Genomic DNA, 26360 nt, shown 5'->3' on the forward strand with positions numbered 1-26360 from the left:
TCAGCCGGCTCGCTCAGATCTGGGCCAGCGCCCAGAAACCCACCGCGAAACAGGCCAGCGCGAGCAGCAGGACAGGGACGGCCACCTTGGCGGGCGGCCCTGGACGCGGCCGTGCGCGCCTGGCGCGGTGCCCCGGAATCGCACCCGCCTGAGGCGGAACCTGCACGGACCGAGCGGTGTATGAAGCAGTAGAGGCGTACGCGTGCTGCGGCATCGCGGCGGACGGAGCCGCGGGCCGATGGGGGGAGGGCACTTGCGAAGGTGTGGGGGTGGCAGTGGGAGTCGGCGTGGGTTCGAAAGGCGAGGTGTAGAGGGGAGTTTGCGCCGGGAGCCCGACCGCGGTGGGCGGAGTGGGCGGCTGCTCGGGCTGGGGCCGCGAATGGTGCGGGGCGGGCTGCAGTTGCGTCTCGTGCCATGCTTGCTGGGGCTGTTGCTCGGGCTGCGAGTGGCCTTGAGGCCGCGGCTGCGACTCTGTGACGGGAGCGGCAGGCTGTGGTGGCGGCAGGTGGAAGCTGCCGGTGTCCGACATCGTGGACGGCTGTGGGGGGACGGTGTCGGGGGCGGGGACAGGTTGGGGCGGTACGTCATCGGGAGCGGGCTTCGGCCCTACGTTGCCGGGGGCGGATTCCGGCTGTCCGTCACTGGCAGCGGACTTGGGGGGTACGCGATCGGGGGTGGCCCCCGGGCGTTCACGATTCCCGGCGGCCTCGGAGCGTACGTGGGCGGGGGCGGACTCCGGCCGTATATGCCCCGTGTGGAACTCCGGGGCTACGCCATCGGTGCCGGACCCGGGCCAGCCGTTCCCGGAAACGGCGTCCTGAGACAGCGTTCCCGAACCGTGGTGCCATGGCCCGGAGCCGGAGCCGGAGCCGGAGCCGGAGCCGGAGCCGAGCCCAGGACCGGAGTCGGCAGCAGAACCCGGACCGGAGTTGGGGCCGGAGCCGGAGCCGGCTCCGGAGCCGGAGCCGGCTCCGGCGCCGGCGCCGGAGTTGGAGCTGGCGCCGGAGTTGGAGCCGGAGTCGGCTTCGGGGCCGGGCCAGGACGGCATGTCGTCGTGGCCGGGCCGGGACAGTGTGTTGTCGGGCCCGCGCCAGGACGGTGTGTCGTCGGGCCCAAGCCAAGACGACGTGTCGTCGGGGCCGAGTTGTGGCACTGCCGGCGCGTCCGGACGCGTCCCGGACGACGAGCCCCCGGTGCTCGCCCCCGGCGCTGCTCGCAGAGGTCCTCTCAGGCCGAACCCCTCCGGGAGCGGGCCGAGTTGGTCGAAGACCTCCACGAGCTCGTCATCGGGCCCGGGCTCGGGCAGCAGCTCGGCGGCCGAGGCGAGAGCCTTCCGCGCCCCGGTGGCGGTGCGGAACCGCGCGTGCGGGTCGGGTTGCACCAGCGTGGCCACGACCTGCCACAACGGCTCGGGGATGCCCCGCGGAGCGGACGGCGTGCCGTTCTCGGCGAAGTACTCGATCAACGCCTTGGCGTCGGGCTTGGCACCCTCCAGCAGATAGAGGGCGACCAGACCCACGGCGAACAGGTCGGCGGGGAAGTCCGGTTCGGCGCCCATCATCTGCTCGGGGGCGAAGTAACCGGGCGTTCCGACCACGTAGTTGGTCTCCGTCAGCCGTGGTTCGCCCAGCCGCATCGCGATGCCGAAGTCGGACAGGCGCAGCCGTGGCCGAGCCGTGCCGGTCGCTTCGAGCAGCAGATTGGCGGGCTTGATGTCGCGGTGCACGACCCCCTCCGCATGCACCGCGGCGAGGCCCGCCAGCAGCTGGTCGAGCAGAACGCAGACGAAGGGGGGAGGTAGGGGGCCGTAGTCATTGACCAGGTGGACCAGGGAGCCGCCGGCAACCAGATCCATGGTGAACAGGACCTTGTCGTCATCGGCGGCCCAACTGGCGGGAGCGAGCACATGTGGATGGTCGATCCGCAGCGCCTGCTCCCGCACGAAGCGCAGCAGCGCGTGCGCGTCGCTCTGCTGCAGCACCTTGGCGGCCACATACCGGCGCCGCCGGTGGTCCCAGGCGCGCCAGACCGCACCGACTCCCCCGCGTCCGATCGGGTCGACCAGTTCGTACCGGCCTGCGAAGACCTCACCCATGGTCGTGCGTCGCTCCCCTTCGGCGGTCGGTCCGGAGACCTCTTCCGAGGTGCCCGGCTGCCTGACTTGCGGCGGCTGGAAGGTGTAACGGGCCTTCAGCGGCCGGGCGTTCGGCGGCCGGGCGGCCTGCTCAGCTCTGGTGGGACTGGTAGTGCGCGACCGCGTCGGAGGTACGGCCGGCGCCGTACACCCGGAGGAACTCTGCCAGTTCCGGGTGGGTCGGGGCGAGGGTGTCCGCCGCCTCGATGATGTCCCCGGCGGCCGCCACCGAGCGCAGCAGCGACTGAATCTCCCGGACTACCCGCTTGACCGTCGGCGCGCCCGAACTGGTCGTCGACTGCGTGGTGTTGCTGAGCACCGATCCCCCCTGCGACTTCTTGATCTCGTCCATGCGTTCGGTCGCCTCGGCGGCGCTGACGCTGCCGTCCGCAACCTGCCCCGCCAGGTCCTGCAGCAGCTGCACACGCTGGACCACCGCGGGATTGCCGATCTTGGCGCGCTGGCCGCTCATCAGCTGCGACAACATGGGCGCGGACAGGCCCAGCACCCCGGCAAGACGCGCCTGGTTGAGACCCAGATCGTCTATGAGCCTACGGAAGAGCGCCCCCAACGGCTCCCCGTACCAGTTCCGCTGCAGCTCCCGGGCTCTTGCGGTTGCTTCCTGCTGTGCGGCGTCCATTGCGTCTCCCCATCGCTTCCCCTAATACCGCGGTTCGCTGTAGCGAACCACGTCGAGCATCTTACGGAGAGTGGTCGTCCACGGGGACCCCCAATCTTTTTGCGAGATCCCGGGGGTGACCCGGTACTCTGGTCTGCGGCGCTCGTCGACAGGTGGTTCCTGTGGCCGGACGCTCCTCTTCCGGGGCCTTAGCTCAGTTGGTAGAGCGCTGTCTTTGCATGGCAGATGTCAGGGGTTCGACTCCCCTAGGCTCCACACCTCGGACCGGTCAGGCGCGCCTCGCGGCGGCCTGGCCGGTTTTTTGTATGTCCCATTTTCTTCTCCCGGCGGGCCCGATGCAGGCGGCGGTGGGGAAGCGGCGGGGGCGACGCGAATTGGGGGCGGTGACGTGTGTCACAAACAGGGCTTTGCAGGCGTTGCAATTCTTTGCGCAAATGGATGCCGGGAGTGGTGCCTGTGCATCCACGTGTCGGCGATCGAAGTGGTGCATGCGGGGGGCGTCGCTCGGCGTGGGAGCCTTGCGTGAGCTGGCGCGAGTGGGTGGGAGTAGCCGGAGCATCACACTCCGTCAACAAGATCTGCACGGATGCTGCACACGTAGGCCGTTGCAAACGTCATCGCGGGCCGTATTCGTGAACCTGCCTCGCCGGCGTTCGTGTGTCGGCCTCACGTCTGTTCCACGTGAAACAGCGCCGTGGGGCAGAAGACCTTCAAGTCTTCTGCCCCACGGCGCTGTTGAGTGAGGTCGCGCTCAGCCGCGGTCGTCGCGCTCCGCCGCTTGCTCCTCGGCCTCCTTGGCCTGGACCTCGGGGTCCAGGTCGGACCGGCCGGTGCCGTCGACCGACCTCAGGCGATCGCTCGCCGGAACCTCGGTCGCGGCGGGCGGCTCGACCAGCCAGTCGGGATTGGCCTGCTTGTCCCACCACTTCCAGGCGGCGAAGGCGCCGGCCGCCAGAACTCCCGCGATGGCCAGTCCCTTGGCGATACGGCCGACCCTCGCCCGCCGCTCGTGCTTACGAACCAGCTTCTGGATCTCCTTCGGCGAGACCTGACCGCGCAGCGCGGCCAGCGCCGCCACACCGCGCGAGGCGGCCTCCTCCCGAACGGGCTGGGCCGCGGCCACCGCCTGCTCGATCCGCGGCTTGGAATAGTCGGCGGCCTGACGAGCTGCCTTGCGCGTACGGGTGGCGGCCTCATGGGCGGCCTGGTCCACCTTCGGCGGCACATGGGTACGGGCCTGCTCAAGGCGCGGCGCGAGATGGGCGTCGTACTGCACGCGGGCCTGTTCGGCGGCCTGCGACACCTTCGGCGCGAGCCGTACACGTGCCTCTTGCGCATAGTGCGAGGCCCTGTCCTTGGCCGTGTCGGCGTAAGGCGCCACCACTTCCGCGGCGTGCAGCACGCTGTCCTTCGCCGAGCCGGTCGCGGCGCGCACGCTGTCGATGCGGGTCACGGGTTTTCCTCCTCCTCGGTGGCGTACGTCGGGGGTCCGGGTACCCCCAATGACACACAGTTCACCTTTCCACCCTTAACGGGATCATGCCCGCCCACGAGGTCCGGGGCATGTGAGGACGGGCATCCGGGTCACCCGTACTGACCACGGGTTACTCCTGAACGGGACCCGGTCGGGTGTCGATCACGTGCAATAGCGGATTAATACGGGGCAACGGGAGCTTGTCGTCGACAATGCCACGGATCGACGCGACGCGCCCCCGCCCCGGGGGTACTCGCCTGGTTTTGTGTAACCGCGACGCACGGATAGACGCCCAGAGGTGGTGGTCGGGCGACGCGTGGCCCGGTCCGTGCGAGGATCGGGAAGTCAAAGAAGGCAACGGAAGGCAGATCGTGGCTGAGCAGCTCTACGCCACCCTGAAGACCAACCAAGGCGACATCGAAGTCCGGCTTCTGCCGAACCACGCGCCCAAGACGGTCCGGAACTTCGTCGAACTCGCCAAGGGCGAGCGTGAGTGGGTCAACCCGGAGACGGGTGTGAAGTCCGCGGACAAGCTCTACGACGGCACGGTCTTCCACCGGGTGATCAGCGGCTTCATGATTCAGGGCGGTGACCCGCTGGGCAACGGTACCGGCGGTCCCGGCTACCAGTTCGAGGACGAGTTCCACCCGGACCTCGCCTTCGACAGGCCGTACCTGCTGGCCATGGCCAACGCCGGCCCGGGCACCAACGGCTCGCAGTTCTTCATCACCGTCTCCCCGACGGCCTGGCTGACGCGCAAGCACACCATCTTCGGCGAGGTCATCAACCCGGCCAGCCAGAAGGTCGTGGACGCCATCGCCGGCACCCAGACCAACCCGCGCACCGACCGCCCGGTCAACGACGTCGTCATCGAGTCGGTCGTTGTCGAGACCCGCGAGGGCTGAGCCCCGACGGCACGCCGGGGCTCGGCACAGCAGAGTCCGAAGGCTCCCGCAGGGAACCAAACGCCCCGTTCATCCGTAAGGATGGACGGGGCGGTGCGTTGTGCACACGGACCCGGTGCCCGCGCGCGAGCCGTCGTACGGAGATTGAGGGGACCCCATGGACCAGGCGCCAGGCAGCCCGCAGGACCCGCGGGATCAGGGACCGCAGGACGCCCGGAGCCTGCCCACTTGCTACCGGCACCCGGACCGCGAGACCGGCATCCGCTGCACCCGCTGCGAGCGCCCGATCTGCCCCGAGTGCATGGTCAGCGCCTCCGTCGGCTTCCAGTGCCCCGACTGCGTGCGCAGCGGCTCCGGCACCGGCCACTCCCCGGCGGCCACCCAGCCCCGGACCCTCGCGGGCGGCACCGTCACCGCGGACCCCAGGCTCGTCACCAAGATCCTGATCGGCATCAACCTCGCCGTCTACCTGGTCCAAATGTCGGTCGGCGACGCCTTCACCGACCGCTTCGACCTGTTCGGACGCGCGTTTCTCTCCGGGCAGCTCCAGGGCGTCGCCGAGGGCCAGTGGTACCGGATGCTGACGTCGATGTTCCTGCACGGCAGCTACGTCCACATCCTGTTCAACATGCTCAGCCTGTGGTGGATCGGCGGTCCCCTGGAGGCTGCCCTCGGCCGCGCCCGCTACCTCACCCTCTACTTCGTCTCGGGCCTCGCGGGCAGCGCGCTCAGCTACCTCCTTGCCGCGCCCAACCAGCCGTCGCTCGGCGCCTCCGGCGCGATCTTCGGCCTCTTCGGCGCGACCGCCGTCCTCATGCGCCGGCTGAACTACGACATGCGCCCGGTCATCGCGCTGCTGGCGATCAACCTGATCTTCACCTTCAGCCCCGGATTCAACATCGCCTGGCAAGCCCACATCGGCGGCCTCATCGGAGGCGTGCTCGTCGGCTACGCGATGGTCCACGCGCCGCGCGAGCGCCGGAACCTCACTCAGTACGGGGTGAGCGCCCTGATCCTGGTCGCCGTGGTGGTCGCGACGCTGGTCAGGACCGCTCAGCTCACCTGAGGAAACCCACAGCTCACGTGAGAGAGGGCCCGGCTCACCTGAGGAACCGTTGTTGTCCACAGATCGTGGCGGATCTTGTGCACGCTGTGCGAGAACAGCTGTGCCCCCTGTCACTGACCCGAGTTTTTCCAGGTCGGACAGGGGGCGAACAGGTTTGCGGATACCGGTAGGTCAGTCACACCGGTGTCAACCTCGGATGAGTTATCCACAGATCGTCGTTCTTTTTCCACCTGTGGACAACCGCTGTGGATAACTCAGTGGATATCCGTGGGCAGAGCTACTTCCACTGCGTGGAGACGCCGAACCCCGCCGCGATGAAGCCGAAGCCGACCACGATGTTCCAGTTGTCGAGAGCGTCGATCGGCAGGGACCCGTCCGTCACGTAGAAGACGACGATCCAGGCGAGGCCGATCAGGAACATGGCCAGCATGACGGGTGCGACCCAGCCGCGGCTGGTCAGCTTGATGTTGGTCGCCTGCTTCGCCGGGGGCGGCGTGTAGTCGGCCTTCTTGCGGATACGTGACTTCGGCACGAGGGTCTCTCCTGTCGATGCGCTGCGTGGCCGCGCAGGGAACTGGGGGCGGGCTCCGGGGCAGCGTACAAGGGGACACTGAGCGCTCCCCCGGGCGTCCGTTAGCGTAGTGCTTCCGCGGCGCCGAAGGAGATAAGGGTACGTTGAGCAATTCTGCCGACACCCCAGGGACGGGTTCCAGTCCTGCCGGTACGCGCCGTTTCCGTCCCGTACGGGTGCTTACCGCGGCCGTGTTCGCTCTCGCCGGCCTCATTTTCTTCACCAGCTTCGATACGGCCAAGGGCACCAATATCCGCACGGACACGTCCTTGCTGAAGCTCTCCGACCTGATCCAGGAGCGCAGCCACAAGAACGCGTCGCTGGACGAGTCCAACGGCACCCTGCGCGACGACGTCGACGCCCTCGCCGGGCGGGAGGACGGCAGCAGCAAGGCCGAGGACGCCAAGCTCGCCGCCCTGGAGGAGAACGCCGGCACCCAGAAGCTCAACGGCAAGGCCGTCACGGTCACGCTCAACGACGCCCCGCCGAACGCCACGGCCAAGCTGCCCGGCTACCCCGAGCCGCAGCCGGACTACCTGGTCATCCACCAGCAGGACCTGCAGGCAGTGGTGAACGCCCTGTGGCAGGGCGGTGCGAAGGGCATCAAGGTGATGGACCAGCGGCTGATCTCCACGAGCGCCGTGCGCTGTGTCGGCAACACCCTGATCCTCCAGGGCAGGGTCTACTCGCCCCCGTACAAGATCACCGCCGTGGGTGACCCGCAGAAGCTCCAGGACGCGCTCGCCGCCTCCAAAGCGATCCAGAACTACATGGTGTACGTCAACGTCTACGGGCTCGGCTGGAAAGTCGAGGAGGACGGGACGGTGACTCTTCCCGGCTACTCGGGCACAGTGGATCTCCACTACGCGAAGCCTGTGGAGTAGCTGAAGCAGCTGCCGCTGGGGGGACCTTGTGTCGGTGCGAGTGGTCGTCAGGACGATCAGCGAACTGTGCATCACCGTCGGCACGCTGATCGTGCTCTTCGTGGTCTACGTGCTGTTCTGGACGGGCGTGAAGGCCGACAGCGCGATGGACCACCAGATCGATGTGCTGCAGAAGCAGTGGTCGAAGGGGTCGGTCGGGCATGAGTCGAAGGCGCCCGCAGAGGGCACAGGTGCCACCGAGAGCCCCAAGGCGCCCGGCTCCTACAAGTACGGTGGGCCCTTCGCGGTGATGTACATCCCGCGGCTTGGTTTCACGTGGAACAAGCCCGTGCTGGAAGGCACCGCCACGGACGTCCTGAAGAAGGGGCTCGGCCACTACAGGGGCACGGCCCAGCTGGGGCAGGCGGGGAACTTCTCGGTGGCCGGCCATCGGCGCACGTACGGCGATCCCTTCAAGGACTTTCCGAAGCTGCGCCGGGGCGACGCGGTGGTGCTGACCGACGGGACGACCTGGTTCACGTACCGGATCGACAAAGGTCCTTACAAAACCGTGCCCTCGGACATTGAGGTGATCGACCCTGTGCCACGTAAGTCCGGGTACACGCGGCCGGGCCGCTATCTCACGCTGACCACGTGCGACCCGGAGTGGGGGCACAGCCACCGGCTGATCGTCTGGGCACACCTTGATTCCACGCAGCCGGTGGAGGCAGGGAAACCCGGGGCTCTACGCCGTTAGTCTGGTGCAGTACGGCATGAGTCCTGTGGTGTGGGATGTGACTCTGGTGCCGTGGTGCGACGGAAGGGACGGCATGTACGGCTGGATCTGGCGGCATCTGCCGGGGAGCGTATGGGTGAGGGCGTTGATCTCACTCGTACTGGTCCTCGCGGTGGTCTACGTGCTCTTCCAGTACGTCTTCCCGTGGGCCGAACCACTGCTTCCCTTCAACGACGTGACGGTGGACAACCAGTGAGCGCGCGCATCCTCGTCGTGGACAACTACGACAGCTTCGTCTTCAACCTGGTCCAGTACCTGTACCAGTTGGGCGCCGAGTGCGAGGTGCTGCGCAACGACGAGGTGTCGACGGCGCACGCCCAGGACGGCTTCGACGGGGTGCTTCTGTCACCGGGTCCGGGCGCTCCTGAACAGGCTGGGGTCTGCATCGAGATGGTCCGGCACTGCGCCGCGACCGGCGTCCCTGTCTTCGGTGTCTGCCTCGGCATGCAGTCGATGCAGGTGGCGTACGGCGGTGTGGTGGACCGGGCGCCCGAGCTGCTGCACGGCAAGACCTCGCTCGTGGAGCACCAGGGCAAGGGAGTTTTCGAGGGGCTGCCGTCGCCCTTCACGGCCACGCGCTATCACTCGCTGGCGGCCGAGCCGGAGACCGTGCCGGACGAGTTGGAGGTCACGGCCCGGACCCACGACGGCATCATCATGGGCCTCAGGCATCGCGAACTCCCCGTCGAGGGCGTGCAGTTCCACCCCGAGTCGGTGCTGACCGAGCACGGCCACCGGATGCTCGCCAACTGGCTGATGGAGTGCGGCGACAAGGTGGCCGTGGCGAGGTCGGCGGGGCTCGCCCCGGTGGTGGGCAGGGCCACGGCGTGACCGCGCTGCGCCCCGAGCGCGACAGCTCCCCCTACGGCGGCGAGGCCGCGTACGGGGGCGCCGACGCGTTCGAGGGTGCCGGCGCCGGTGCGTTCGAGGCGGCGGTCGAGCGGCTCGCGGACCCGCTGACGGATCCGCTGCCCGGGCATCGGCCGACGGCTCGGCAGGAGGAGTGGTACGACCCGGAGGGGTACACGCGCGACTGGTACGCGGGGCAGGACCCTGCGCAGCCGCAGCCGCAGCCGCAGCCGCAGCCGCAGCCGCAGCCGCAGCCGCAGCCGCAGCCGCAGCCGCAGCCGCAGCCGCAGCCGCAGCCGCAGCCGCAGCCGCAGCCGCAGCCGCAGCCGCAGCCGCAGCCGCAGCCGCAGCCGCAGCCGCAGCCGCAGCCGCAGCCGCAGCCGCAGCCGCAGCCGCAGCCGCAGCCGCAGCCGCAGCCGCAGCCGCAGCCGCAGCCGCAGCCGCAGCCGCAGCCGCAGCCGCAGCCGCAGCCGCAGCCGCAGCCGCAGCCGCAGCCGCAGCCGCAGCCGCAGCCGCAGCCGCAGCCGCAGCCGCAGCCCCAGCAGGCGCGCCAGGTGCAGCAGCCGCTGCAGCAGACGCCGCCGTCGTACGAGGAGACGCACTCCCCGCCGTACGAGGAGCCGGTGGCGATCCCCTACGAGAGACCGGTCGTCGCTCCCTACGAGGAACCCGTCGTCGCGCCCTTGTCGTTGGACGACGAGACGGTGGCGCTGCGGATCCCGGACGCGTCCCGAATAGCGGGAAGCGGCGCGGGCGTGGCCGGGGGCGGGTCTTTGCCCGCGCCAGGGGGCCGTGCGGCCCGACGCAAGGCGGCACGGCGCCATGGGCGGCGCGGGGGCTCTCAGGAGCCCCAGGAGTCGCAGGAGCCCCAGGAGTCGGCGGAGAAGGCCGCTGAGGCGCCTCTCAGCCGTATGGAGGCCCGGCGGGCGGCCCGGGCGCGGAAGCCGAGTGCCGGCGTCATCGTGAGCCGGGTGCTCGGGGAGGTGTTCATCACCACCGGCGTGGTGATGCTGCTGTTCGTGACCTACCAGCTGTGGTGGTCGAACGTGCGGGCGCACCAACAGGCGGGCAGCGCCGCGCACCACCTCCAGCAGGACTGGGCGAACGGCAAGCGGAGCCCGGGGACCTTCGCGCCCGGGCAGGGGTTCGCCATTTTGCACATCCCGAAGCTGGACGTGGTCGCGCCGATCGCGGAGGGCACGAACAAGACGAAGGTGCTCGACCGCGGGATGGTGGGCCATTACGGCGAGGGCGCGACCAAGACCGCGATGCCGGACGCCAAGACGGGCAACTTCGGGCTCGCGGGACATCGCAACACGCACGGCGAGCCGTTCCGGTACATCAACCGGCTCAAGCCGGGCGACGAGATCGTGGTCGAGACGCAGGATGACTACTACGTCTACGAGATGACGTCGATTCTGCCGGTGACGAGTCCGAGCAACACGAGCGTGCTCGATCCGATACCCAAGGGTTCGACTTTCACCAAGCCGGGCCGCTACATCACACTGACCACCTGCACGCCGGAATTCACCAGCAAGTACCGGATGATCGTCTGGGGCAAGATGGTCGAGGACCGGCCGCGCAGCAAGGGCAAGCCGGACGCGCTCGTCAACTGAGCGCACGGCAGCACGTCGTCGGCCGAGAGCGCGACGGCACGTGAGACAACCTGAGACAGACCAGACGGGGCAGATGCACAGTGGCAGCGAGGACCGACCACGACGAGCGTGCCGAATCAGCGGCCGGGGCCGGATCGGCCGCGCCCGCACCGCGACGCCGCGGCTCCGGCCGTGTCGCGATGGCGGTCAGCGTCTTCGGTGAACTCCTCATCACCGCGGGTCTGGTGCTCGGCCTGTTCGTCGCCTACTCGCTCTGGTGGACGAACGTCGTCGCGGACCGTGAGGCGCACAAGCAGGGTGACAAGGTCCGCGACAACTGGGCGCAGGACAAGGGCGGCCCGGGGGCGCTGGACACCAAGGCCGGCATCGGCTTCCTGCACGTCCCGGCGATGAAGAACGGCGAGGTGCTCGTGGAGAAGGGCACGTCGACCAATGTTCTCAACAACGGCGTCGCCGGCTACTACACCGACCCCGTCAAGGCGTCCCTGCCGATGACCGGCAAGAACGGCAACTTCACCCTCGCCGCCCACCGCGACGGCCATGGCGCGAAGTTCCACAACATCGACAAGGTCAAGAAGGGCGACCCGATCGTCTTCGAGACCAGGGACAAGTGGTACGTCTACAAGGTCTACGACATCCTCCCGGAGACCTCGAAGTACAACGTCAAGGTCCTTCAGCAGGTCCCGAAGCAGTCCGGCAAGAAGAAGCCCGGCCACTACATCACGCTGACGACCTGCACGCCGGTGTTCACCTCCCGGTACCGCTATGTGGTGTGGGGCGAGCTGGAGCGCGTGGACAAGGTGGACAGCGACCGGACGCCACCGAAGGAACTTGGTTAGCGTGACGTGTTGTCACGCCTGACATGAGCTGGGCCCGAAGTCGCAACTTGCCTTTGCGACTTCGGGCCCTCTTCGTTTGTTCCCTGTGTGCCCCTAGCCCTAGCGCAGTGCCTTGAGACGCACCCCGGCGCTCCACGCCTCCAGCTCGACGCGGTTTACGGTGATGATCCCGCTCAGATCAGCGATCGCTTGCGCTTCGCTGCTGAAGTTGGAGGTGGCGATGAACAGGGCCACGTCCACGGGGTTGATGGTCCGTGCGGCGCCGGCAAACTTCTGCATGTCGGCGCTCGGAACGGACGAGCGGCCGTCGCGATTCTTGCACTGGACGGCCACGGTACGTCCATCGGGCGTGCACGCCGTGACGTCGATACCCCGGTCACTGCGGGCCTGCCGTACGAGGACCTCTGTGCAGCCGTCGCGACGCAACAGGTCGGCGACATGACGCTCGAACGCCTGCCATGTCATGGCTTTGATGGACGCCCTGACGGCATCCACAGGGGTTTCTCCTTCCAGGCCACTGATCCGTCGGTGATGCCAGCACAGCCTGCGCTCGACATTCTCGATGTCGTCTCGGAGCGCGATGAGTTCGCGACGGTGCTCGCCCGAGGTCTCGATGAGGGCGTTGAACATGGGGACGACGGTTTTGCCGAGTACGTGGGCGATGCGTTCGTCGATGTGGTTGTCGAGGGAGACTCTGTCCGCGCGAGCAGGCTTGTCCACAGGCTGCGTACGCGCTAGGTACTCCATGTCGAGGAGGTACTCACGCACCTGACGTGCGACCTGGCTGTCTCGGAGCAGCATAGCGGCGTTGAGGACCGCGCGGCGCGACCAGAGAGCCAGGCTGGAGCGCCGCTGTGGATAACCCCCCGAAGAAAAACTCAAGTTGAGTTCCTGAAATTCCCGCAGGTCAGAGCCGCGAAGTACGCGCAGTCCGTTGGATGCGAGCTCTTGCCGATGACGGCTGAGCAAGTTATTGATCACTGTCTCTGCGACTTCGAAGTACGTCGCGACCATAGCCGTGGTCACATGCATACCGTCCGGCAGCAGCGACAGCGCCTTCACTCTGTCGAGCGCTTCCGTGCGCCCCAGCGCGCTGTCCCTCAGGGTCTTCGATTCCAGTAGAGCCGCTTCGTTGATCATGCTCTGTCCCTTCTGCTCGTCTGCTCGTTTAGTGCCTGGCAGTGTGGGGCCGAGCTCCGCTTCCCCACCCCATGCCCTCAACGAGGTGAGGAGTATGAAGATGCGGTCGAATGTCGTACTGAAGGTCGGAACAGAAGGGCAGACGGTGAGGGGCTCCGTCAGTTTGCGTGACCAACTGTCGCGCGGGCGCCCAGGGCAGGGCGCCACGGATATGCCTTCGGTTTCCCCGAGCCTGGCGGGTTGCGTACGAATCCGCCCTTGCTGAACGGAGGATGCCGCCGTTGTCGAAACTGACGACTGGCGCACCGGTCTACACGTCCCGGTACCGGTACCAGGACATCGCGTGGGGCGAGTTGCTCCGGATCGACAAGGTGCACAGCAAGCGGACACCGCCGAAGGAACTGTGCTGAAACGACCGAGCTCCCGTGCGGGAGGCCCGCACGGGAGCTCGGTCATGAGTGGACCGGGTCAGCAGCGCGTGCTGCTCTGACCGGTGCCCTGGTGGTAGCCGTCCGAGGAGCTGCCGCTGGAGTTGGTCACGTCGAGGAAGCCGTACCCCGCCGTGCACGCGCTGGCGGTGGAGGCCGCGCCCGACCAGATCTCGGTGACGTCCCAGTCGCCCTGGCTGGCGTGGTTGTAGTTGTCGCTCGTCGTCAGGACGCCAGCCGAGGCGAACCAGTGCGAGTGCGCGCTGCGGAAGCTCTGCCACACGTACACGTAGCCGTAGTTCTTGTTGCAGCTCGGCGAGTAGTACTGCTTGACCGAGGCTGCGGTCGCGCCGTCCACGGTGATGTAGCCGGTGCTGCCGATCTGGTACGCGTCGCTGCAGCTGGGCCCGGTGGCGGCGGACGCGGTGCCCGTCATGCCGACGACCGTCGCGGCGGTCAGCGCGAACGTGATGAGAGCGGCCGAAGCAATACGCTTCATTCGTATCCCCTGTGTGAAGCCTGTAGAGGCAATCAATGGAGATCGGATTCAATCGGCCAGACGTTCGAACGTCAAGATCCTTGATCTTGAAATGCCGGACATGGTGATCACTGAGCATGTGTGATCTGAATCACAGGAGCCGGAGCGGCAAAAGCCCCCGGCGCCACGCGACACCGGGGGACTTCCGCCGTTTCAGGAGGGGCCGCCTCAACCGCTCGTACCACCGAAGATGTTGGTGCCGCCGTTGTTGTTGCCGTTATTGCCGGAGTCGACCGCGACGAGACTGACCGTGTCGCCTGCCTTGACTTCCTTGCCCTCTTGGGGGTCCTGACCGAACACGATGGCATTGTCGTCCCTCGCGCCCTGGACATTGCCGAGCCGGAGCCCGTTCTGGGCGATGATCTGCTTGGCTTGGGCGACGGTCATCTGGGTCAGTTTGGGCATCGCGAACTTCTTTTCCTCAGCCGACTTGCCGATCTGGATCGACACCTTGGACTGGGGGTCGACCGAGCGGCCGAGCACCGGGACGGTCTGGATGACCTTGTCGACCTGGTTGGGGTCGTTGGTCGGCACCTCGGTGCACTCGCCGACGAGGTTGTTGGCCGTCATCAGCTGGATGGCCTCGTCACAGGTCTTGCCGGTGACATCGGGGACCGTGACCTGCTTCTTCTCCACGGCGATGGTGAGGGTGATCGTGGATCCCTTCTCCACCTCCTTGCCCGGGTCCGGGTTCTGTGCGAGGACCGTGCCGGCAGATTGGCTGGACTCCTTGTTCTGCGTCTTAACGTCGAACTGGTACTTGTCTGCTTCGAGCTTCGACTTCGCCGTGTCGACGTCGTCGTCGATGACGTTCGGCACAGCCACCTTCGGCGCCCCCGTAGACACGACCACATTGATCGTGTCGCCCTTCTTCACCTGAGTACGCGGCGGCGGATCCTGTGAGCAGATGTTGCCCTTGGGCTCCTTCTCGCAGGTCTTCTTGGTGGTCGACAGCTTCAGATCGCGGTTCTCGGCCATCTTCCGGGCGTCGGGCAACGTCTGGCTGACGAAGTTCGGCGCCTCGAACGTGTCATTGCTCGCCCCCTTGCCCTCGAACGCCCACTTCCCGATCAGGATCGCTCCGACGAGGACCAGGATGCCCGCCACGACCAGCAGGATCGTGGAGGTGTTGTTCTTCTTCTGGCGGCGGCGGTCGGGGCGGTCGTCGTAGCCGTAGCCGCCGTCGTCCGGGTTCATCGGGGGCAGCATGGATGTGGCGCCCGCGTCCGTGGAGCGCAGGGCCGTGGTCGGCTGGTCGTCGGGGTAGCCGCCGTAGCCGACCGAGCCCATGGCGGCGGTGGCCGCGACGGGCTGGCCGTCGAGGCAGGCCTCGATGTCGGCGCGCATCTCGTCGGCGGACTGGTAGCGGTAGTCCGGGTCCTTGACCAGGGCCTTCAGGACGATCGCGTCCATCTCGGGCGTGATCTCGGGGTCGAAGACGGAAGGCGGCTGAGCTTCCTCCCGTACGTGCTGGTACGCGACCGCGACCGGGGAGTCACCGATGAAGGGCGGGCGGACCGTCAGGAGCTCGTACAGCAGGCAGCCGGTGGAGTAGAGGTCCGAGCGGGCGTCGACCTGCTCGCCCTTCGCCTGCTCCGGCGAGAGGTACTGCGCCGTGCCGATGACCGCGGCCGTCTGCGTCATCGTCATGCCGGCGTCGCCCATGGCGCGGGCGATGCCGAAGTCCATCACCTTGACCTGGCCGTTGCGCGTCAGCATGACGTTCGCCGGCTTGATGTCGCGGTGGACGATGCCGTTTCTGTGGGAGTACTCGAGCGCCTGGAGGATGCCGATGGTCATCTCCATGGCGCGTTCGGGCAGCAGCTTGCGGCCCGAGTGCAGCAGCTCGCGCAGCGTGGACCCGTCGACGTACTCCATCACGATGTACGGAATGGAGGTCCCGTCGATGTAGTCCTCACCCGTGTCGTACACGGCGACGATCGCGGGATGGTTGAGCGAGGCGGCCGACTGGGCCTCCCGGCGGAACCGGGCCTGGAACGACGGGTCGCGTGCGAGGTCCGCCCGCAGCGTCTTCACCGCCACGGTGCGGCCGAGCCGGGTGTCATGCGCGAGGTAGACCTCCGCCATGCCACCACGGCCGAGCACCTGGCCCAGCTCGTACCGGCCGCCGAGGCGACGCGGCTCTTCCATAGCTACCTACCAGCCCTCTCCGTCGGTCCCGACCGCACCTTTGTGTGGTCCGGCGGTGTGCTGTCCGGGCATACCGTACCCGGCTCCGCTTCTGTGACCTGGCCAGAACCGTCACCCGATACAGGACCGGTATCGCAACGTGCACCGATGTGAAGGGGACGTGAGCGGGGTCACTTCTTGCTGTCGATGACTGCCTTCATCACGTCCCTTGCGATGGGGGCGGCGAGGCCGCCACCGGAGATGTCGTCACGGTTGGCGCTGCCGTCCTCGACGACCACGGCCACGGCGACCGGCGAGCTGCCGTCGCTGAGCTTGGCGTACGAGATGAACCAGGCGTACGGCTTCTCGCTGTTGTCGATGCCGTGCTGGGCGGTGCCCGTCTTGCCGCCGACCGTCACGCCGGGGATCGCGGCCCTGGTGCCGGTGCCGCCCGGCTTGATGACCGTCTCCATCATGGACTGCAGGACCTGAGCGTTCTTCTGGGAGAGCGGCTGGCTCAGCTTCTGCGGGTCGGTGTGCTCGATGACGTCCAGGTTGTGGGTGCTCAGCTCGCTGACCATGTACGGCTTCATCAGCGTGCCGTCGTTGGCGACGGCGGAGGCCACCATGGCCATCTGCAGCGGGGTCGCGGCGGTGTTGTACTGGCCGATCGAGGACAGCGCGGTCTGCGACTTGTTCATGCCGTCGGAGAAGACCGAGGCGTTGGAGCGGACCGGCGTGAACTGCTCGGAGCCGAAGCCGAACTTCTTGGCCTCTTCCAGCATCTTGTCGTTGCCGAGGTCCGAGCCGACCTTGCCGAAGACGCTGTTGCAAGAGACCTGAAGCGCGACCCGCAGGGTGGCGTTCTTGCAGGGGAGGTTGCCCTCGTTGGGCAGCACGGTCGTGGTGCCGGGCATGGTCCACGGGTCCGGCGAGTCCGTCTTGGTGTCCGCGTCGGGGACCAGCCCGTTCTCCAGGGCGGCGGCGGCCGTGACGACCTTGAAGGTGGAGCCCGGCGGGTAGGTCTCGCGCAGCGCCCGGTTGAGCATCGGGTCGTCGGGGTTGTTCTTCTTCTGGAGCCTGTTCCAGGCCTTCGTGTCCGTGTCGGTGCTGTTGCCGGAGAACGTCGACGGGTCGTACGACGGAGTGGACGCCAGCGCCAGGATCGCGCCGGTCTTCGGGTCGATCGCGGCGACGGCGCCCTTCTTGTTGCCCAGGCCCTGGTAGGCGGCCTTCTGCGCCGCGTCGTTGAGGGTGGTGACGACGTTGCCGCCCTGCTTCTTCTTGCCCGTGATCATGTCGAGGGTGTTGCGGAAGAAGAGCCGGTCGTCGTTGCCGGTGAGGATGCCGTTCTCGAGGTTCTCCAGCTGGCTGGTGCCGAAGGCCTGCGACGCGTAGCCGGTCACGGGCGCCCACATCGGGCCATCCTTGTACGTCCGCTTGTACTCGAAGTCACTGCCCGAGGTCTTCGTGGACCCGGTGATCGACTTGCCGTCCACGATGATGTCGCCGAGCGGCTGGGCGTATCGCTCGATGGCGACGCGGCGGTTGTGCACGTTGCTCTGCAGGTCGTCGGCCTGCACGTACTGGAGCCAGTTGTCGCGGATGAGGAGGGCGAGGACGAGCAGCCCGCAGAAGATCGCGATCCGGCGCAGGGGCTTGTTCACGGGCGGACCACCTGGGTCATCTCGGCGTCGGGGTTGGGGGCGGGGGCAGGCGCGGGGCGGCGTGCCGTGTCGCTGATGCGGATGAGGATGCCGATCAGGGCCCAGTTGGCGATCACGGAGGAGCCGCCGTACGCGACGAACGGCATCGTCATGCCGCTCAGCGGGATCAGGCCCATGACGCCGCCCGCGACCACGAAGATCTGGATGGCGAAGGCGCTGGAGAGGCCTACGGCGAGCAGCTTGCCGAAGGGGTCGCGGGCCGCGAGCGCCGTGCGGACTCCGCGCTCCACGACCAGCCCGTAGATCAGCAGGACCGCCATGACACCGGCCAGCCCGAGTTCTTCGCCGAAGGTGGCGAAGATGAAGTCGGAGTTGGCCGCGAATCCGATCAGGTCGGAGTTGCCCTGGCCGAGGCCGGTGCCGAGGACGCCGCCTGAGCCGAAGGACATGAGTGACTGCGCGATCTGGTCGCTCTGCGCCATCACCGACTTGGAGAAGGGGTGAAGCCAGGCGTCGACACGCTGCTGGACGTGCGGCTCGAAGCTGGCGACGCCGACGGCGCCGGCCGCCGACATCAGCAGACCGAAGACGATCCAGCTGGTGCGCTCGGTGGCGACGTACAGGACGACGACGAACATGCCGAAGAAAAGCAGCGATGTACCGAGGTCGGTTTCGAAGACGAGGATGAGCAGGCTGATCGCCCACACGGTGATGATCGGTCCGAGGTCACGGCCGCGCGGCAGGTACAGACCCATGAACCGGCGGCTGGCGAGTGCGAGTGCGTCTCTCTTCACCATGAGGTAGCCGGAGAAGAAGACCGCGATGATGATCTTCGCAAACTCACCGGGCTGGATGGTGAATCCGCCGATGCTGATCCAGATCTTGGCGCCGTTGACCGCGGGGAAGAACACCGGTGCGACCAGCAGTACAAGCGCCACGACCATGGAGATGTATGTGTAGCGCTGCAGGATCCGGTGGTCCTTGAGGAACGCGATGATCAAGGCGAAGAACGCGATGCCGAGTGCCGAGTACATCAGCTGTTTGGGGGCGTCCGGGCTGAATCCGCCGAACAGGGTCTTGGCGCGTTGCTGCAGCCGGGGCGACTGGTCCAGACGCCAGATGATCACCAGGCCGAGCCCGTTCAGCAGCGTCGCCAGCGGCAGCAGCAGCGGGTCGGCGTACGGCGCGAACTTGCGTACGACGAGGTGGCCCACTCCCGCGAGCAGGCCGAGGCCGAGGCCGTAACCCAGCAGACCCGACGGCACGGAGCCGTTCATCGCCAGGCCCACATTGGCATAGGCGAACACCGGGATGACGACGGCGAACACCAGGAGTGCCAGCTCGGTGTTGCGTCGACTCGGTGTGCCGATCGAGCCGATCGTGGACGTGTGGTGCGTCGGCGTGTTCGTGCTACTGCTCATCGTGTGACAGGGCCCCTCACGGCTGCTTACTGCTTACCGCACAGCGAGACCAGCTTCTGCTCTTCGTCGGAGAGGCTGGGGCCGGGTGTGGGAGTGGGTGCGGTCGTGGACTTGGAGGACGACGGTGCCGAGTTCGACGGAGCCGGCGTCGGGCTGGACGTGGCCTTGGACGTCAGGGAGGTCTTTGTGGTTCCCGTGGTCCCGCCGGCCTGGCCTTCACCGGTCTTGGAGTTGTTCTCGCTCTCGGCGGCGCGGCGCGCGGCGTCCTTCTTGCACGCGGAGGCCTGTACGGCGAGTTCGTCGACCTTCGACTGCGCGTCGCTCAGGCCGCCTTCGGCGATGGTCGCCTTGACCTGCTTCTGCTGGTACGGCGGCAGGTACTTGAGTTCGATCTCGGGGTGGTCCTTCTCCACCTTCGAGAGCGAGACCCAGGCCAGGTCCTGGCTGATGCCCCGGTACAGCGCGACGTGCTCGTCCTTGGTGCCGACGTAGTACTGCGTCTGCGTCCAACGGTAGCCGCCGTACAGGCCGCCGCCGATGACGGCGAGCGCGAGCGTGATGTAGAGGGATCTCTTCAGCCACTTGCGTCCGGCGCGCGGTTTGACGAAGTCCTCGTCGGAGTAGTCGCCGAAGCCACCCGTGGGCACATAGCCGGTGGTGTCGCCGCTGCCGGGCGGGCCGAACTCGCCGCCGCCACCCTGTCCGGGCACCGGACGGCCGAGGCTGGAGGCGCGGCCCGCGGGTGTCTGCATGGCGCCGTTGTCGTGCAGCTGGTGCTGGTTCTCGGCGACCGCGCCGACCACGACCGGGGTGTCGGAGAGCTGCCCGGCGAGGGTGTCTCCGGAGTCGATGTCGAGGACGTCGGCCACGATGACCGTGATGTTGTCGGGGCCGCCGCCGCGCAGCGCGAGCTGGATGAGCTCCTGCACGGTCTCCTGCGGGCCCTGGTAGCTGGCGAGGGTGTCCTCCATCGTCTGATGGGAGACGACCCCGGACAGTCCGTCGGAGCAGATCAGGTACCGGTCGCCGGCGCGGACCTCACGGATTGAGAGGTCGGGCTCGACGTGGTCGCCACTGCCCAGCGCGCGCATGAGGAGCGACCGCTGCGGGTGTGTGGTGGCCTCTTCCTCGGTGATGCGTCCCTCGTCGACGAGGCGCTGCACCCAGGTGTGGTCCTGCGTGATCTGCGTCAGTACGCCGTCCCGCAGCAGGTACGCACGCGAGTCGCCGACGTGTACGAGACCGAGCCGCTGGCCCGTCCACAGGAGCGCGGTGAGGGTCGTCCCCATGCCTTCGAGCTGGGGGTCCTCCTCGACCATCATCCTGAGCTGGTCGTTGGCACGCTGTACGGCGGTGCCGAGCGAGGTGAGGATGTCGGATCCGGGCACGTCGTCGTCGAGCGCGACGATCGTGGAGATCACCTCGGAGCTGGCGACCTCGCCGGCGGCCTGGCCGCCCATCCCGTCGGCGATCGCGAGCAGGCGGGGACCGGCGTAGCCCGAGTCCTCATTGCCCTCGCGGATCATGCCTTTGTGCGATCCGGCGGCGAAGCGCAGTGACAGACTCATGCGCACCTCGCCCGTCGGCTCCGGGTACATCCGCACGGTGCCCACCCTCCGGTCGGGAGCGCGCCGGGGCCCGTCGTGTGGACCGCCGTTGCGTGCTCGCTCCGCTCGCTCATTGTCGTACTACTTCCGCAGCTCGATGACGGTCTTGCCGATGCGGATCGGCGCGCCCAGCGGTACGGGCGTGGGAGTCGTCAGCCGGCTCCGGTCGAGATACGTGCCGTTGGTGGAGCCGAGGTCTTCGACGATCCACTGGCCGTCCCGGTCCGGGTAGATCCTGGCATGCCTGCTGGACGCGTAGTCGTCGTCCAGCACGATGGTGCTGTCGTGCGCGCGGCCAAGCGTGATGGTCTGCCCCTGCAGCGCCACCGTGGTACCCGTCAGGGTGCCCTCGGAGACGACCAGCTTGCTGGGGGCGCCGCGGCGCTGTCGGCCGCCGCCGCTCGGTGCCGCCTGCTGGCGCTGCTGCGGCGGAGCAGCGGGCTGGCGCGCCGCCTGCTGCGGCCTGTTGGCGTCCCGGCGCGAGCCGCGCTGCGTGACGCGCGTTCCGAACAGGTCGCTGCGGATGACCTGCACGGCCACGATCACGAACAGCCACAGTACGGCCAGGAAACCCAGCCGCATGACCGTGAGGGTCAGCTCTGACATTGCCCCCGCTTCACCCTTCGGCTTGCCGGTAAATGATGGTGGTGCTGCCCACGACGATCCGCGAGCCGTCGCGGAGCGTAGCGCGGGTGGTGTGCTGCCCGTCCACCACGATGCCGTTGGTGGACCCGAGATCCTGGATCGTCGAGGGCGTTCCGGTCCGGATCTCACAATGCCGGCGCGAGACGCCGGGGTCGTCGATCCGCACGTCGGCTTCGGTGCTGCGGCCCAGCACCAGCGTCGGGCGGGAGATCTGATGGCGGGTGCCGTTGATCTCGATCCAGTGCCGCATACGGGCGCCCGACTGCGGGCCGGCCGGGGGGCGTGCGCCCATCGGCTGTCCCATCGCGGCCGGGCCCGGCCGGCCACCGGGCGGCGGCGCGGACGGCATGGGGGGAGCGGCCGCGGGCGGATAGCCGTAGCCACCCTGGCCGCGCGGAGCCGCCGGAGCGGGGCCCGCGGGGGCGCGCTCGGGAGCCTGCTGGTTGCTGGAGGAGGCGAGCGTACGGCTGCGTACCCGGTACAGACCGGTGTCGAGGTCGTCCGCCTTCTCCAGGTGGACCTTGATGGGGCCCATGAAGGTGTAGCGCTGCTGCTTGGCGTAGTCGCGCACCATGCCGGCGAGTTCGTCGCCGAGCTGGCCGGAGTAGGGGCTGAGGCGCTCGAAGTCCGGCGCGCTCAGCTCCACGATGAAGTCATTGGGGACGACGGTCCGGTCCCGGTTCCAGATGGTCGCGTTGTTGTCGCACTCCCGCTGGAGCGCTCCCGCGATCTCCACGGGCTGGACCTCGGACTTGAACACCTTGGCGAAGGTGCCGTTGACCAGACCTTCGAGACGCTGCTCGAACTTCTTCAGGACTCCCATGGGGCACCTCCTCCTTCGTAGCCGTCCTGGTACAGCTTGCTGTCGTCTTCTTGGCCCTGCGGGTCTTGCGGACCCCGCTGGTCCTGCGGGTCTTGCTGGTACTGCTTACTGATCGTATCCACGCGTCGGGAAATCGGCTGGTTCCCCCTGTCGGCCCGGTCGACGGGTTGTCGACGCCATCCGAAGTCACCTCCCGAGGTTCCCTCCGGGACACCACTTCGAACTCCTCCCGGCACTACTCCTGCCAAGGATCGTAGAGGCGCCCCACGACCAGTGTCCCGCACCTGACCGTGCGGCCCGTCCGGCTCCTGGGGAGATGCCCGGGACCGGTACGAGGTTGATACGTGAACCGGTTCGGGCTGAGACGTACGACGTGCGCCGACGTCGATATGGGGGACGTGGCCTGCGCGGGAGCCCTGTCGGGCGTGGCCGCGGGGCCCCGGGAAAGGGATGTGATTCCACCCCTGGCAGCGTGCTAATCTTCTCGATGTCGGCAGGCGCTCACACCACTTGGTGAGAGACGGACGACACACCCAATGCGCGGGTGGCGGAATAGGCAGACGCGCTGGATTCAGGTTCCAGTGCCCGCAAGGGCGTGGGGGTTCAACTCCCCCCTCGCGCACAGCGAAGAACCGACGGAACGGGTCTTCACCAGTGACGAAAGTCCTGGTGAGGCCCGTTTCTCGTTTTGCGGTGGGCTGCGGCCCGGACAGTGACGCGGCAGGGCCCCGACGGTGAGCTATCTCACGGTCGGGGCCCTGCTTTTTGCGCTGCTGGTTGTTCTCCGGTTGGTGCTGGGGTGGCGAGGGCTCGGGTCAGGCGGCCGGCACCAGATGGCCGGTGGGTGTGTCCACGTCCCGCGGTCTTTGGTCTTCCGCTTGTGGTGGGTTCGGCGGCGAGGGCGCTCGCCGCCGAGCGCCAGCGTCTCAAGCCATTTCTTGATCTTGCGGCGGTTGGCGTGGGCGAGCTGGAAGGCCAGGAGGATCGTCCGGGCCGCGATGCCTCGGATGCGGCGTGAGCCCGCAGCTTCGATGCCCTCGGCCAGTGGGTTCTTCGCGTAGCCGTTGTGGCCCTCGACGCTGTTGCGGAGCCGGAAGTAGATCTTCTGCCATTCCGGGCCGCCGTACTCCAGGGCCTGCCAGTGCTTGGCGCCGGTTTCGGGGCTGACGGTGATCGTGCGCTGGCGGCAGACCTTGAGCGGGCCCGCTGGGCTGGGCTCAGGGTCGACGAGGGGGGGGGGCTGGACGCCGCGGCCGAGGGTGTGTGGCTTGATGGGGCACTGGGCTTTGCCTGCTTCGGCGGGGCACATCATCCGCTGGTAGCCGTCGGCGTCGGCGTTCTCTTTGGGCATGATGCGGTAGCCGCGGCGGGCTGCGATCAGTCTGATCCAGGTCTCCTGGTCGATGCGTTCGGCGTGCAGGTCGATGGTGGCGTTGATGAGGGGTTCGGGCATGGACGGGCAGTACCAGCGGCCCTCGACGAGGATCGCGCCGTCCGTCTCGGCCTGCTTGCCGAGCTGGTCTCCCCGATAGTCGTAGACGGGCTTGTAGCCCATGGCCCGGATGGGGAGCTGCCATTCGTCGGGCTCGGAGTTGTTGTAGGCGCGGTCGCCTGCAAGATATCCGGGCTGGTAGCCACGCTCTTGCATGCGGTTGAGGATCTTCACGCCGTTGTAGGCGGGCCGGTGGCCGGGCTTGTCGAGTGCGACGCCGAGGACCAGTACTGGAAGGACATCGGGGTTCGGGGTGCCGTCGTCGAGGAGGACGACGTCGTCGTGCTCGGCATCCCGGGTCACGATGAGGTGGGCGTCGTAGCCGAACAGGTACTTCTTCTTGAGCGAGGCCTTCTTCTTGACCAGAGACGTCTTGGCTTTGCCCTTCTTGACTGGCGGTGGAGACGGGCGCATGGAGTCGGACACCGGCGCATCGGGATCCCTGTGGTCGCCTTCGCGTACGTACCAGCCGGCGTCCGGGTCGGTGGCGAGCTCGGGCCCGTTCGTTCGACGACCGCGGGAGAACGTACGGACAGGAGTGGCGTCGATGCCCAGGGAGACCTCTGTCAGTTCTGCCAGGAGATCGTGGAGGGAGCGCACAGAGGCGTCCAGCACGAACTCGGTGAACAGCGCCAGCCGCCGCTCCCGCTCCGCCAACTCGTCGACGTCGGCCGCCGCCGTCAGCGCGTTCGCCTCCATGCGGGAGAGGTGCCCGTTGGGCGTCAGCGGGGCGGGGTTCATCGCGTCCTTCATGGCGTGGAAGATTCGCCGGACCACGGCGTAGGCCGCCTCGAATCCCTGGTCGTGGTCTTCGTACTCGGGTATGTCGAGCCGGGCGCGCAGCTGCGGGCTGATACGGAAGTACAGGATGTCCGTGACCCGTTCCAGGACGATCTTGCCGCCGGTGTCCTGGGTGCAGAGGTGGAGGCCGATCAGGGGGTTTCTGAGGTGCAGGGTGCGGTGTCGGCCGCGCGGGAGGTGGACGAACTCCTCCAGCAGGGGGACGAGTTGGCTGTTGTCGACTTCCTCGATCGCCGTCTCGACGTCGGCGCCGTCGACGAGTCGGCGCTTGGCGCGCATCGCCAGGAGGCGGTCGTGGGGGTCGCTGGGCAGGCTGCGTGGCGCTGTCATTGGCTGCCTCGCAGCAGGCGGGCCGCTTCTTCGGCGGGGACGGCGCGCAGGAACGGCAGGATGCGGGAGAGGCCGTGGAGGGTGTCGACGCCGGCCGCCGCCACGATGACGGTGATGGGAAGCCGCTCTTCGAAGAGTTCGGCCAGCCACGTGGACCTGAGATGGCCCGTGACCAGGCGAGGGACGTTCGGGCTGGGCTGGGTGCGGGCCAGGAAGTTCGTGACGGTGTTGGTGCCGCGGCTGTGGGAGTTGGGGCGGAACAGGTACCGGGCGGCGCCCTTGGTCTCGAGACGGCCGGCGGCGGAGGCCAGGACTCCTTCCCAGGGACGGCGGCAGAGGATCTCGCGTTTCCGGGGCCCGCGAGTGGCCACGACGACCGGGCCGCCACCGCCAGGCGTTCTGCGGATGTCGTGGACGCGGACCGGGATGACCTCCGGTGAGTCGAGGCCGACTCCGAGCCCGAGTGCCATGAGTGTCTTGCAGCCCCATCGGAGTTCCTCGGTGGGCTGCCCGCTGACCCAGCCCCACAGGTCCGCGAGTTCGGTCCGAGTGTAGGGGCTGTTGGGAACCGAGGCCGACAGCTTGGCGGGGTTCCCGGTCCGGCATTCGCCGCCCAGGACGATCTCGCTGAGCCGCAGGAGCCTGGTCCGGTAGTTGCCGCGGGTGCTGTCCCTCACGTTGGGGCAGCCGACCGCGATGAACCTCTCGATCACCTCCAGGGAGAGCCACACCTCGGCTTTTCCAGGAAGGCCCTCGCCGTTGCAGAAGAGCGCCAACTGGGCCAGCGCGGAGAGCAACTCACGTGCTTTGTAGGACGTCAGGGGATCGGCGAGGCGGACGACACGGCGCACTTCGTCGCCGACGCGGCTCCACCCCGCGGGGGAGCCGGACGGTCCGTAGGAATCAATCCGCTGACTCATCACATGTCGCCAAACCAACACCCCAGCCGGAGGGTGTTATTCGAATAACATGTATCCGCGGCAGCGGCCGCGTGCGACCCCGATGTGCGGATCGGCAGAGTGCCGTCCATGTACGGCATTAGGGCAGTTCGAAAGGCAGGCGAAGCCCATCCAGGGGGGTGACGCACGTGCACATCCGGTCTTCGGGCAACAGCTTTGCCGCCCCGAGGATGACAGCCCGCAGCCGCTCCAGATTGGCCTGGAACACTGCGAAGACGGTCTCCTGGTCGACGCTCTCGCTACGCTGAATGCCCGCGTCATGATCGGTCACCAGTGCCACGGCCGTGTAACAAAGGGCGAGTTCTCGTGCCAGGACCGCTTCCGGATGGCCGGTCATGTTGACGAGGGCCCATCCGGCCGCCGCATACCACTGCGATTCGGCGCGCGAGGAGAAACGCGGGCCTTCCGCCACCACCATGGTTCCGCCGTCGTGGGCGTCGGTACCGATGGACGAGGCGGACTTGAGGACGGGCCCCCCGCTGTGCGGCTGGTGCAGCAGTACCCGCGCCCCGGGCAGCGCCGTGCCTTTACCCGGAGTGCCTGCGCCCAACAGGACGGCTGCGGCCGAGGCGGCCTGGCCGATGCAGACCGCCTGGATGTCGGGCTTCACGAACTGCGTCGGAGAT

The 26360-nt window shown here is 67.8% G+C and carries 23 protein-coding genes, 2 tRNA genes and 1 pseudogene; 11 read left to right on the plus strand and 15 right to left on the minus strand.

What is annotated here, in order from left to right; genetic code table 11:
- Positions 1–13 precede the first annotated feature (13 nt).
- Together OG390_RS25960 and OG390_RS25965 are read right to left on the minus strand one after the other, a co-directional pair.
- Positions 14–2095 carry a protein kinase domain-containing protein gene (locus OG390_RS25960; protein ID WP_406171468.1) on the minus strand — a complete coding sequence of 694 codons (2082 nt, stop codon included), beginning with the start codon at positions 2093–2095 and terminating at the stop codon, positions 14–16.
- 130 nt (positions 2096–2225) lie between these two features.
- Positions 2226–2774: a DNA-binding protein gene (locus OG390_RS25965; protein WP_362023614.1), complete on the minus strand. Its 549-nt coding sequence runs from the start codon at positions 2772–2774 to the stop codon at positions 2226–2228.
- Positions 2775–2956: 182 nt separating this feature from the next.
- Here OG390_RS25965 and OG390_RS25970 point away from each other — a divergent pair.
- A tRNA-Ala gene (locus tag OG390_RS25970) sits at positions 2957–3029 on the plus strand.
- Between the two features lie 496 nt (positions 3030–3525).
- Here OG390_RS25970 and OG390_RS25975 read toward each other — a convergent pair.
- Positions 3526–4227, minus strand: coding sequence for a DUF5324 family protein (locus tag OG390_RS25975; protein WP_406171470.1), 702 nt, complete (start codon positions 4225–4227; stop codon positions 3526–3528).
- 392 nt (positions 4228–4619) lie between these two features.
- Here OG390_RS25975 and OG390_RS25980 point away from each other — a divergent pair, with 392 nt between their 5' ends.
- Both OG390_RS25980 and OG390_RS25985 read left to right on the plus strand, forming a co-directional pair.
- Complete coding sequence (locus tag OG390_RS25980; protein ID WP_406171472.1) at positions 4620–5153, plus strand: peptidylprolyl isomerase; 534 nt, start codon at positions 4620–4622, stop codon at positions 5151–5153.
- Positions 5154–5310: 157 nt separating this feature from the next.
- On the plus strand, positions 5311–6219 hold the full coding sequence (locus tag OG390_RS25985; RefSeq protein ID WP_406171474.1) for a rhomboid family intramembrane serine protease: 909 nt from the start codon (positions 5311–5313) through the stop codon (positions 6217–6219).
- Between the two features lie 277 nt (positions 6220–6496).
- On the opposite strand, the gene crgA is transcribed toward OG390_RS25985, so the two are convergent.
- Positions 6497–6751: a cell division protein CrgA gene (gene crgA, locus OG390_RS25990; RefSeq protein ID WP_189187114.1), complete on the minus strand. Its 255-nt coding sequence runs from the start codon at positions 6749–6751 to the stop codon at positions 6497–6499.
- A gap of 143 nt (positions 6752–6894) precedes the next feature.
- On the opposite strand from crgA, the gene OG390_RS25995 reads away from it, so the two are divergent.
- The 6 genes from OG390_RS25995 to OG390_RS26020 all read left to right on the plus strand — a co-directional run bounded on the left by OG390_RS25995 (position 6895) and on the right by OG390_RS26020 (position 11753).
- Positions 6895–7674: a DUF881 domain-containing protein gene (locus OG390_RS25995; RefSeq protein WP_406171476.1), complete on the plus strand. Its 780-nt coding sequence runs from the start codon at positions 6895–6897 to the stop codon at positions 7672–7674.
- A gap of 34 nt (positions 7675–7708) precedes the next feature.
- Positions 7709–8410, plus strand: a complete 702-nt coding sequence (locus OG390_RS26000) for a class E sortase (RefSeq protein ID WP_406171478.1) — start codon at positions 7709–7711, stop codon at positions 8408–8410.
- Positions 8411–8426: 16 nt separating this feature from the next.
- Complete coding sequence (locus tag OG390_RS26005) at positions 8427–8645, plus strand: hypothetical protein (RefSeq protein WP_406171480.1); 219 nt, start codon at positions 8427–8429, stop codon at positions 8643–8645.
- Positions 8642–9280: an aminodeoxychorismate/anthranilate synthase component II gene (locus OG390_RS26010; protein WP_399076008.1), complete on the plus strand. Its 639-nt coding sequence runs from the start codon at positions 8642–8644 to the stop codon at positions 9278–9280. Before OG390_RS26005 ends, OG390_RS26010 begins: the two co-directional genes overlap by 4 nt.
- A 572-nt stretch (positions 9281–9852) precedes the next feature.
- Positions 9853–10914 (plus strand): class E sortase, encoded by a 1062-nt coding sequence (locus OG390_RS26015; RefSeq protein ID WP_406177857.1) that lies wholly within the window; start codon positions 9853–9855, stop codon positions 10912–10914.
- A gap of 80 nt (positions 10915–10994) precedes the next feature.
- The gene (locus tag OG390_RS26020) at positions 10995–11753 is read left to right on the plus strand and encodes a class E sortase (protein ID WP_406171482.1); all 759 of its coding nucleotides are present in this window, start codon (positions 10995–10997) and stop codon (positions 11751–11753) included.
- 99 nt (positions 11754–11852) lie between these two features.
- On the opposite strand, the gene OG390_RS26025 is transcribed toward OG390_RS26020, so the two are convergent.
- Positions 11853–12893, minus strand: a complete 1041-nt coding sequence (locus tag OG390_RS26025) for a restriction endonuclease (RefSeq protein ID WP_406171484.1) — start codon at positions 12891–12893, stop codon at positions 11853–11855.
- Positions 12894–13183: 290 nt separating this feature from the next.
- Here OG390_RS26025 and OG390_RS26030 point away from each other — a divergent pair.
- Positions 13184–13303, plus strand: a pseudogene (locus tag OG390_RS26030) (class E sortase); the annotation flags it as partial.
- Positions 13304–13361: 58 nt separating this feature from the next.
- Here OG390_RS26030 and OG390_RS26035 read toward each other — a convergent pair.
- The 7 genes from OG390_RS26035 to OG390_RS26065 all read right to left on the minus strand — a co-directional run bounded on the left by OG390_RS26035 (position 13362) and on the right by OG390_RS26065 (position 22152).
- Positions 13362–13820, minus strand: coding sequence for a hypothetical protein (locus OG390_RS26035; protein ID WP_406171486.1), 459 nt, complete (start codon positions 13818–13820; stop codon positions 13362–13364).
- A gap of 207 nt (positions 13821–14027) precedes the next feature.
- Entirely contained in the window at positions 14028–16010 is a 1983-nt protein-coding gene (pknB, locus tag OG390_RS26040; RefSeq protein ID WP_406171488.1) for a Stk1 family PASTA domain-containing Ser/Thr kinase, read from the minus strand.
- A gap of 170 nt (positions 16011–16180) precedes the next feature.
- The gene (locus tag OG390_RS26045; protein WP_406171489.1) at positions 16181–17656 is read right to left on the minus strand and encodes a peptidoglycan D,D-transpeptidase FtsI family protein; all 1476 of its coding nucleotides are present in this window, start codon (positions 17654–17656) and stop codon (positions 16181–16183) included.
- Entirely contained in the window at positions 17653–19077 is a 1425-nt protein-coding gene (locus tag OG390_RS26050; RefSeq protein WP_406171491.1) for an FtsW/RodA/SpoVE family cell cycle protein, read from the minus strand. The genes OG390_RS26045 and OG390_RS26050 overlap by 4 nt, the downstream gene beginning before the upstream one ends.
- 26 nt (positions 19078–19103) lie before the next feature.
- Positions 19104–20675, minus strand: a complete 1572-nt coding sequence (locus tag OG390_RS26055; protein WP_406177859.1) for a Stp1/IreP family PP2C-type Ser/Thr phosphatase — start codon at positions 20673–20675, stop codon at positions 19104–19106.
- 90 nt (positions 20676–20765) lie between these two features.
- On the minus strand, positions 20766–21290 hold the full coding sequence (locus OG390_RS26060) for an FHA domain-containing protein (RefSeq protein WP_406171493.1): 525 nt from the start codon (positions 21288–21290) through the stop codon (positions 20766–20768).
- A gap of 10 nt (positions 21291–21300) precedes the next feature.
- Positions 21301–22152, minus strand: coding sequence for an FhaA domain-containing protein (locus OG390_RS26065; protein ID WP_406171495.1), 852 nt, complete (start codon positions 22150–22152; stop codon positions 21301–21303).
- A 538-nt stretch (positions 22153–22690) separates the two neighbouring features.
- Between OG390_RS26065 and OG390_RS26070 the strand changes: the two genes are divergently transcribed.
- Positions 22691–22774 (plus strand) — tRNA-Leu (locus tag OG390_RS26070).
- A 117-nt stretch (positions 22775–22891) separates the two neighbouring features.
- On the opposite strand, the gene OG390_RS26075 is transcribed toward OG390_RS26070, so the two are convergent.
- The 3 genes from OG390_RS26075 to OG390_RS26085 form a co-directional block, all read right to left on the minus strand.
- Complete coding sequence (locus OG390_RS26075; protein WP_406171497.1) at positions 22892–24775, minus strand: hypothetical protein; 1884 nt, start codon at positions 24773–24775, stop codon at positions 22892–22894.
- A complete protein-coding gene (locus OG390_RS26080; RefSeq protein ID WP_406171498.1) occupies positions 24772–25695 on the minus strand; it encodes a hypothetical protein in 924 nt (307 codons plus the stop codon). The genes OG390_RS26075 and OG390_RS26080 overlap by 4 nt, the downstream gene beginning before the upstream one ends.
- Before the next feature lie 118 nt (positions 25696–25813).
- Positions 25814–26344 (minus strand): ATP-dependent Clp protease proteolytic subunit, encoded by a 531-nt coding sequence (locus OG390_RS26085; RefSeq protein WP_406171500.1) that lies wholly within the window; start codon positions 26342–26344, stop codon positions 25814–25816.
- Positions 26345–26360 lie beyond the last annotated feature (16 nt).

It is taken from the genome of Streptomyces sp. NBC_00996, assembly GCF_045162675.1.
Classification (GTDB): Bacteria; Actinomycetota; Actinomycetes; order Streptomycetales; family Streptomycetaceae; genus Streptomyces.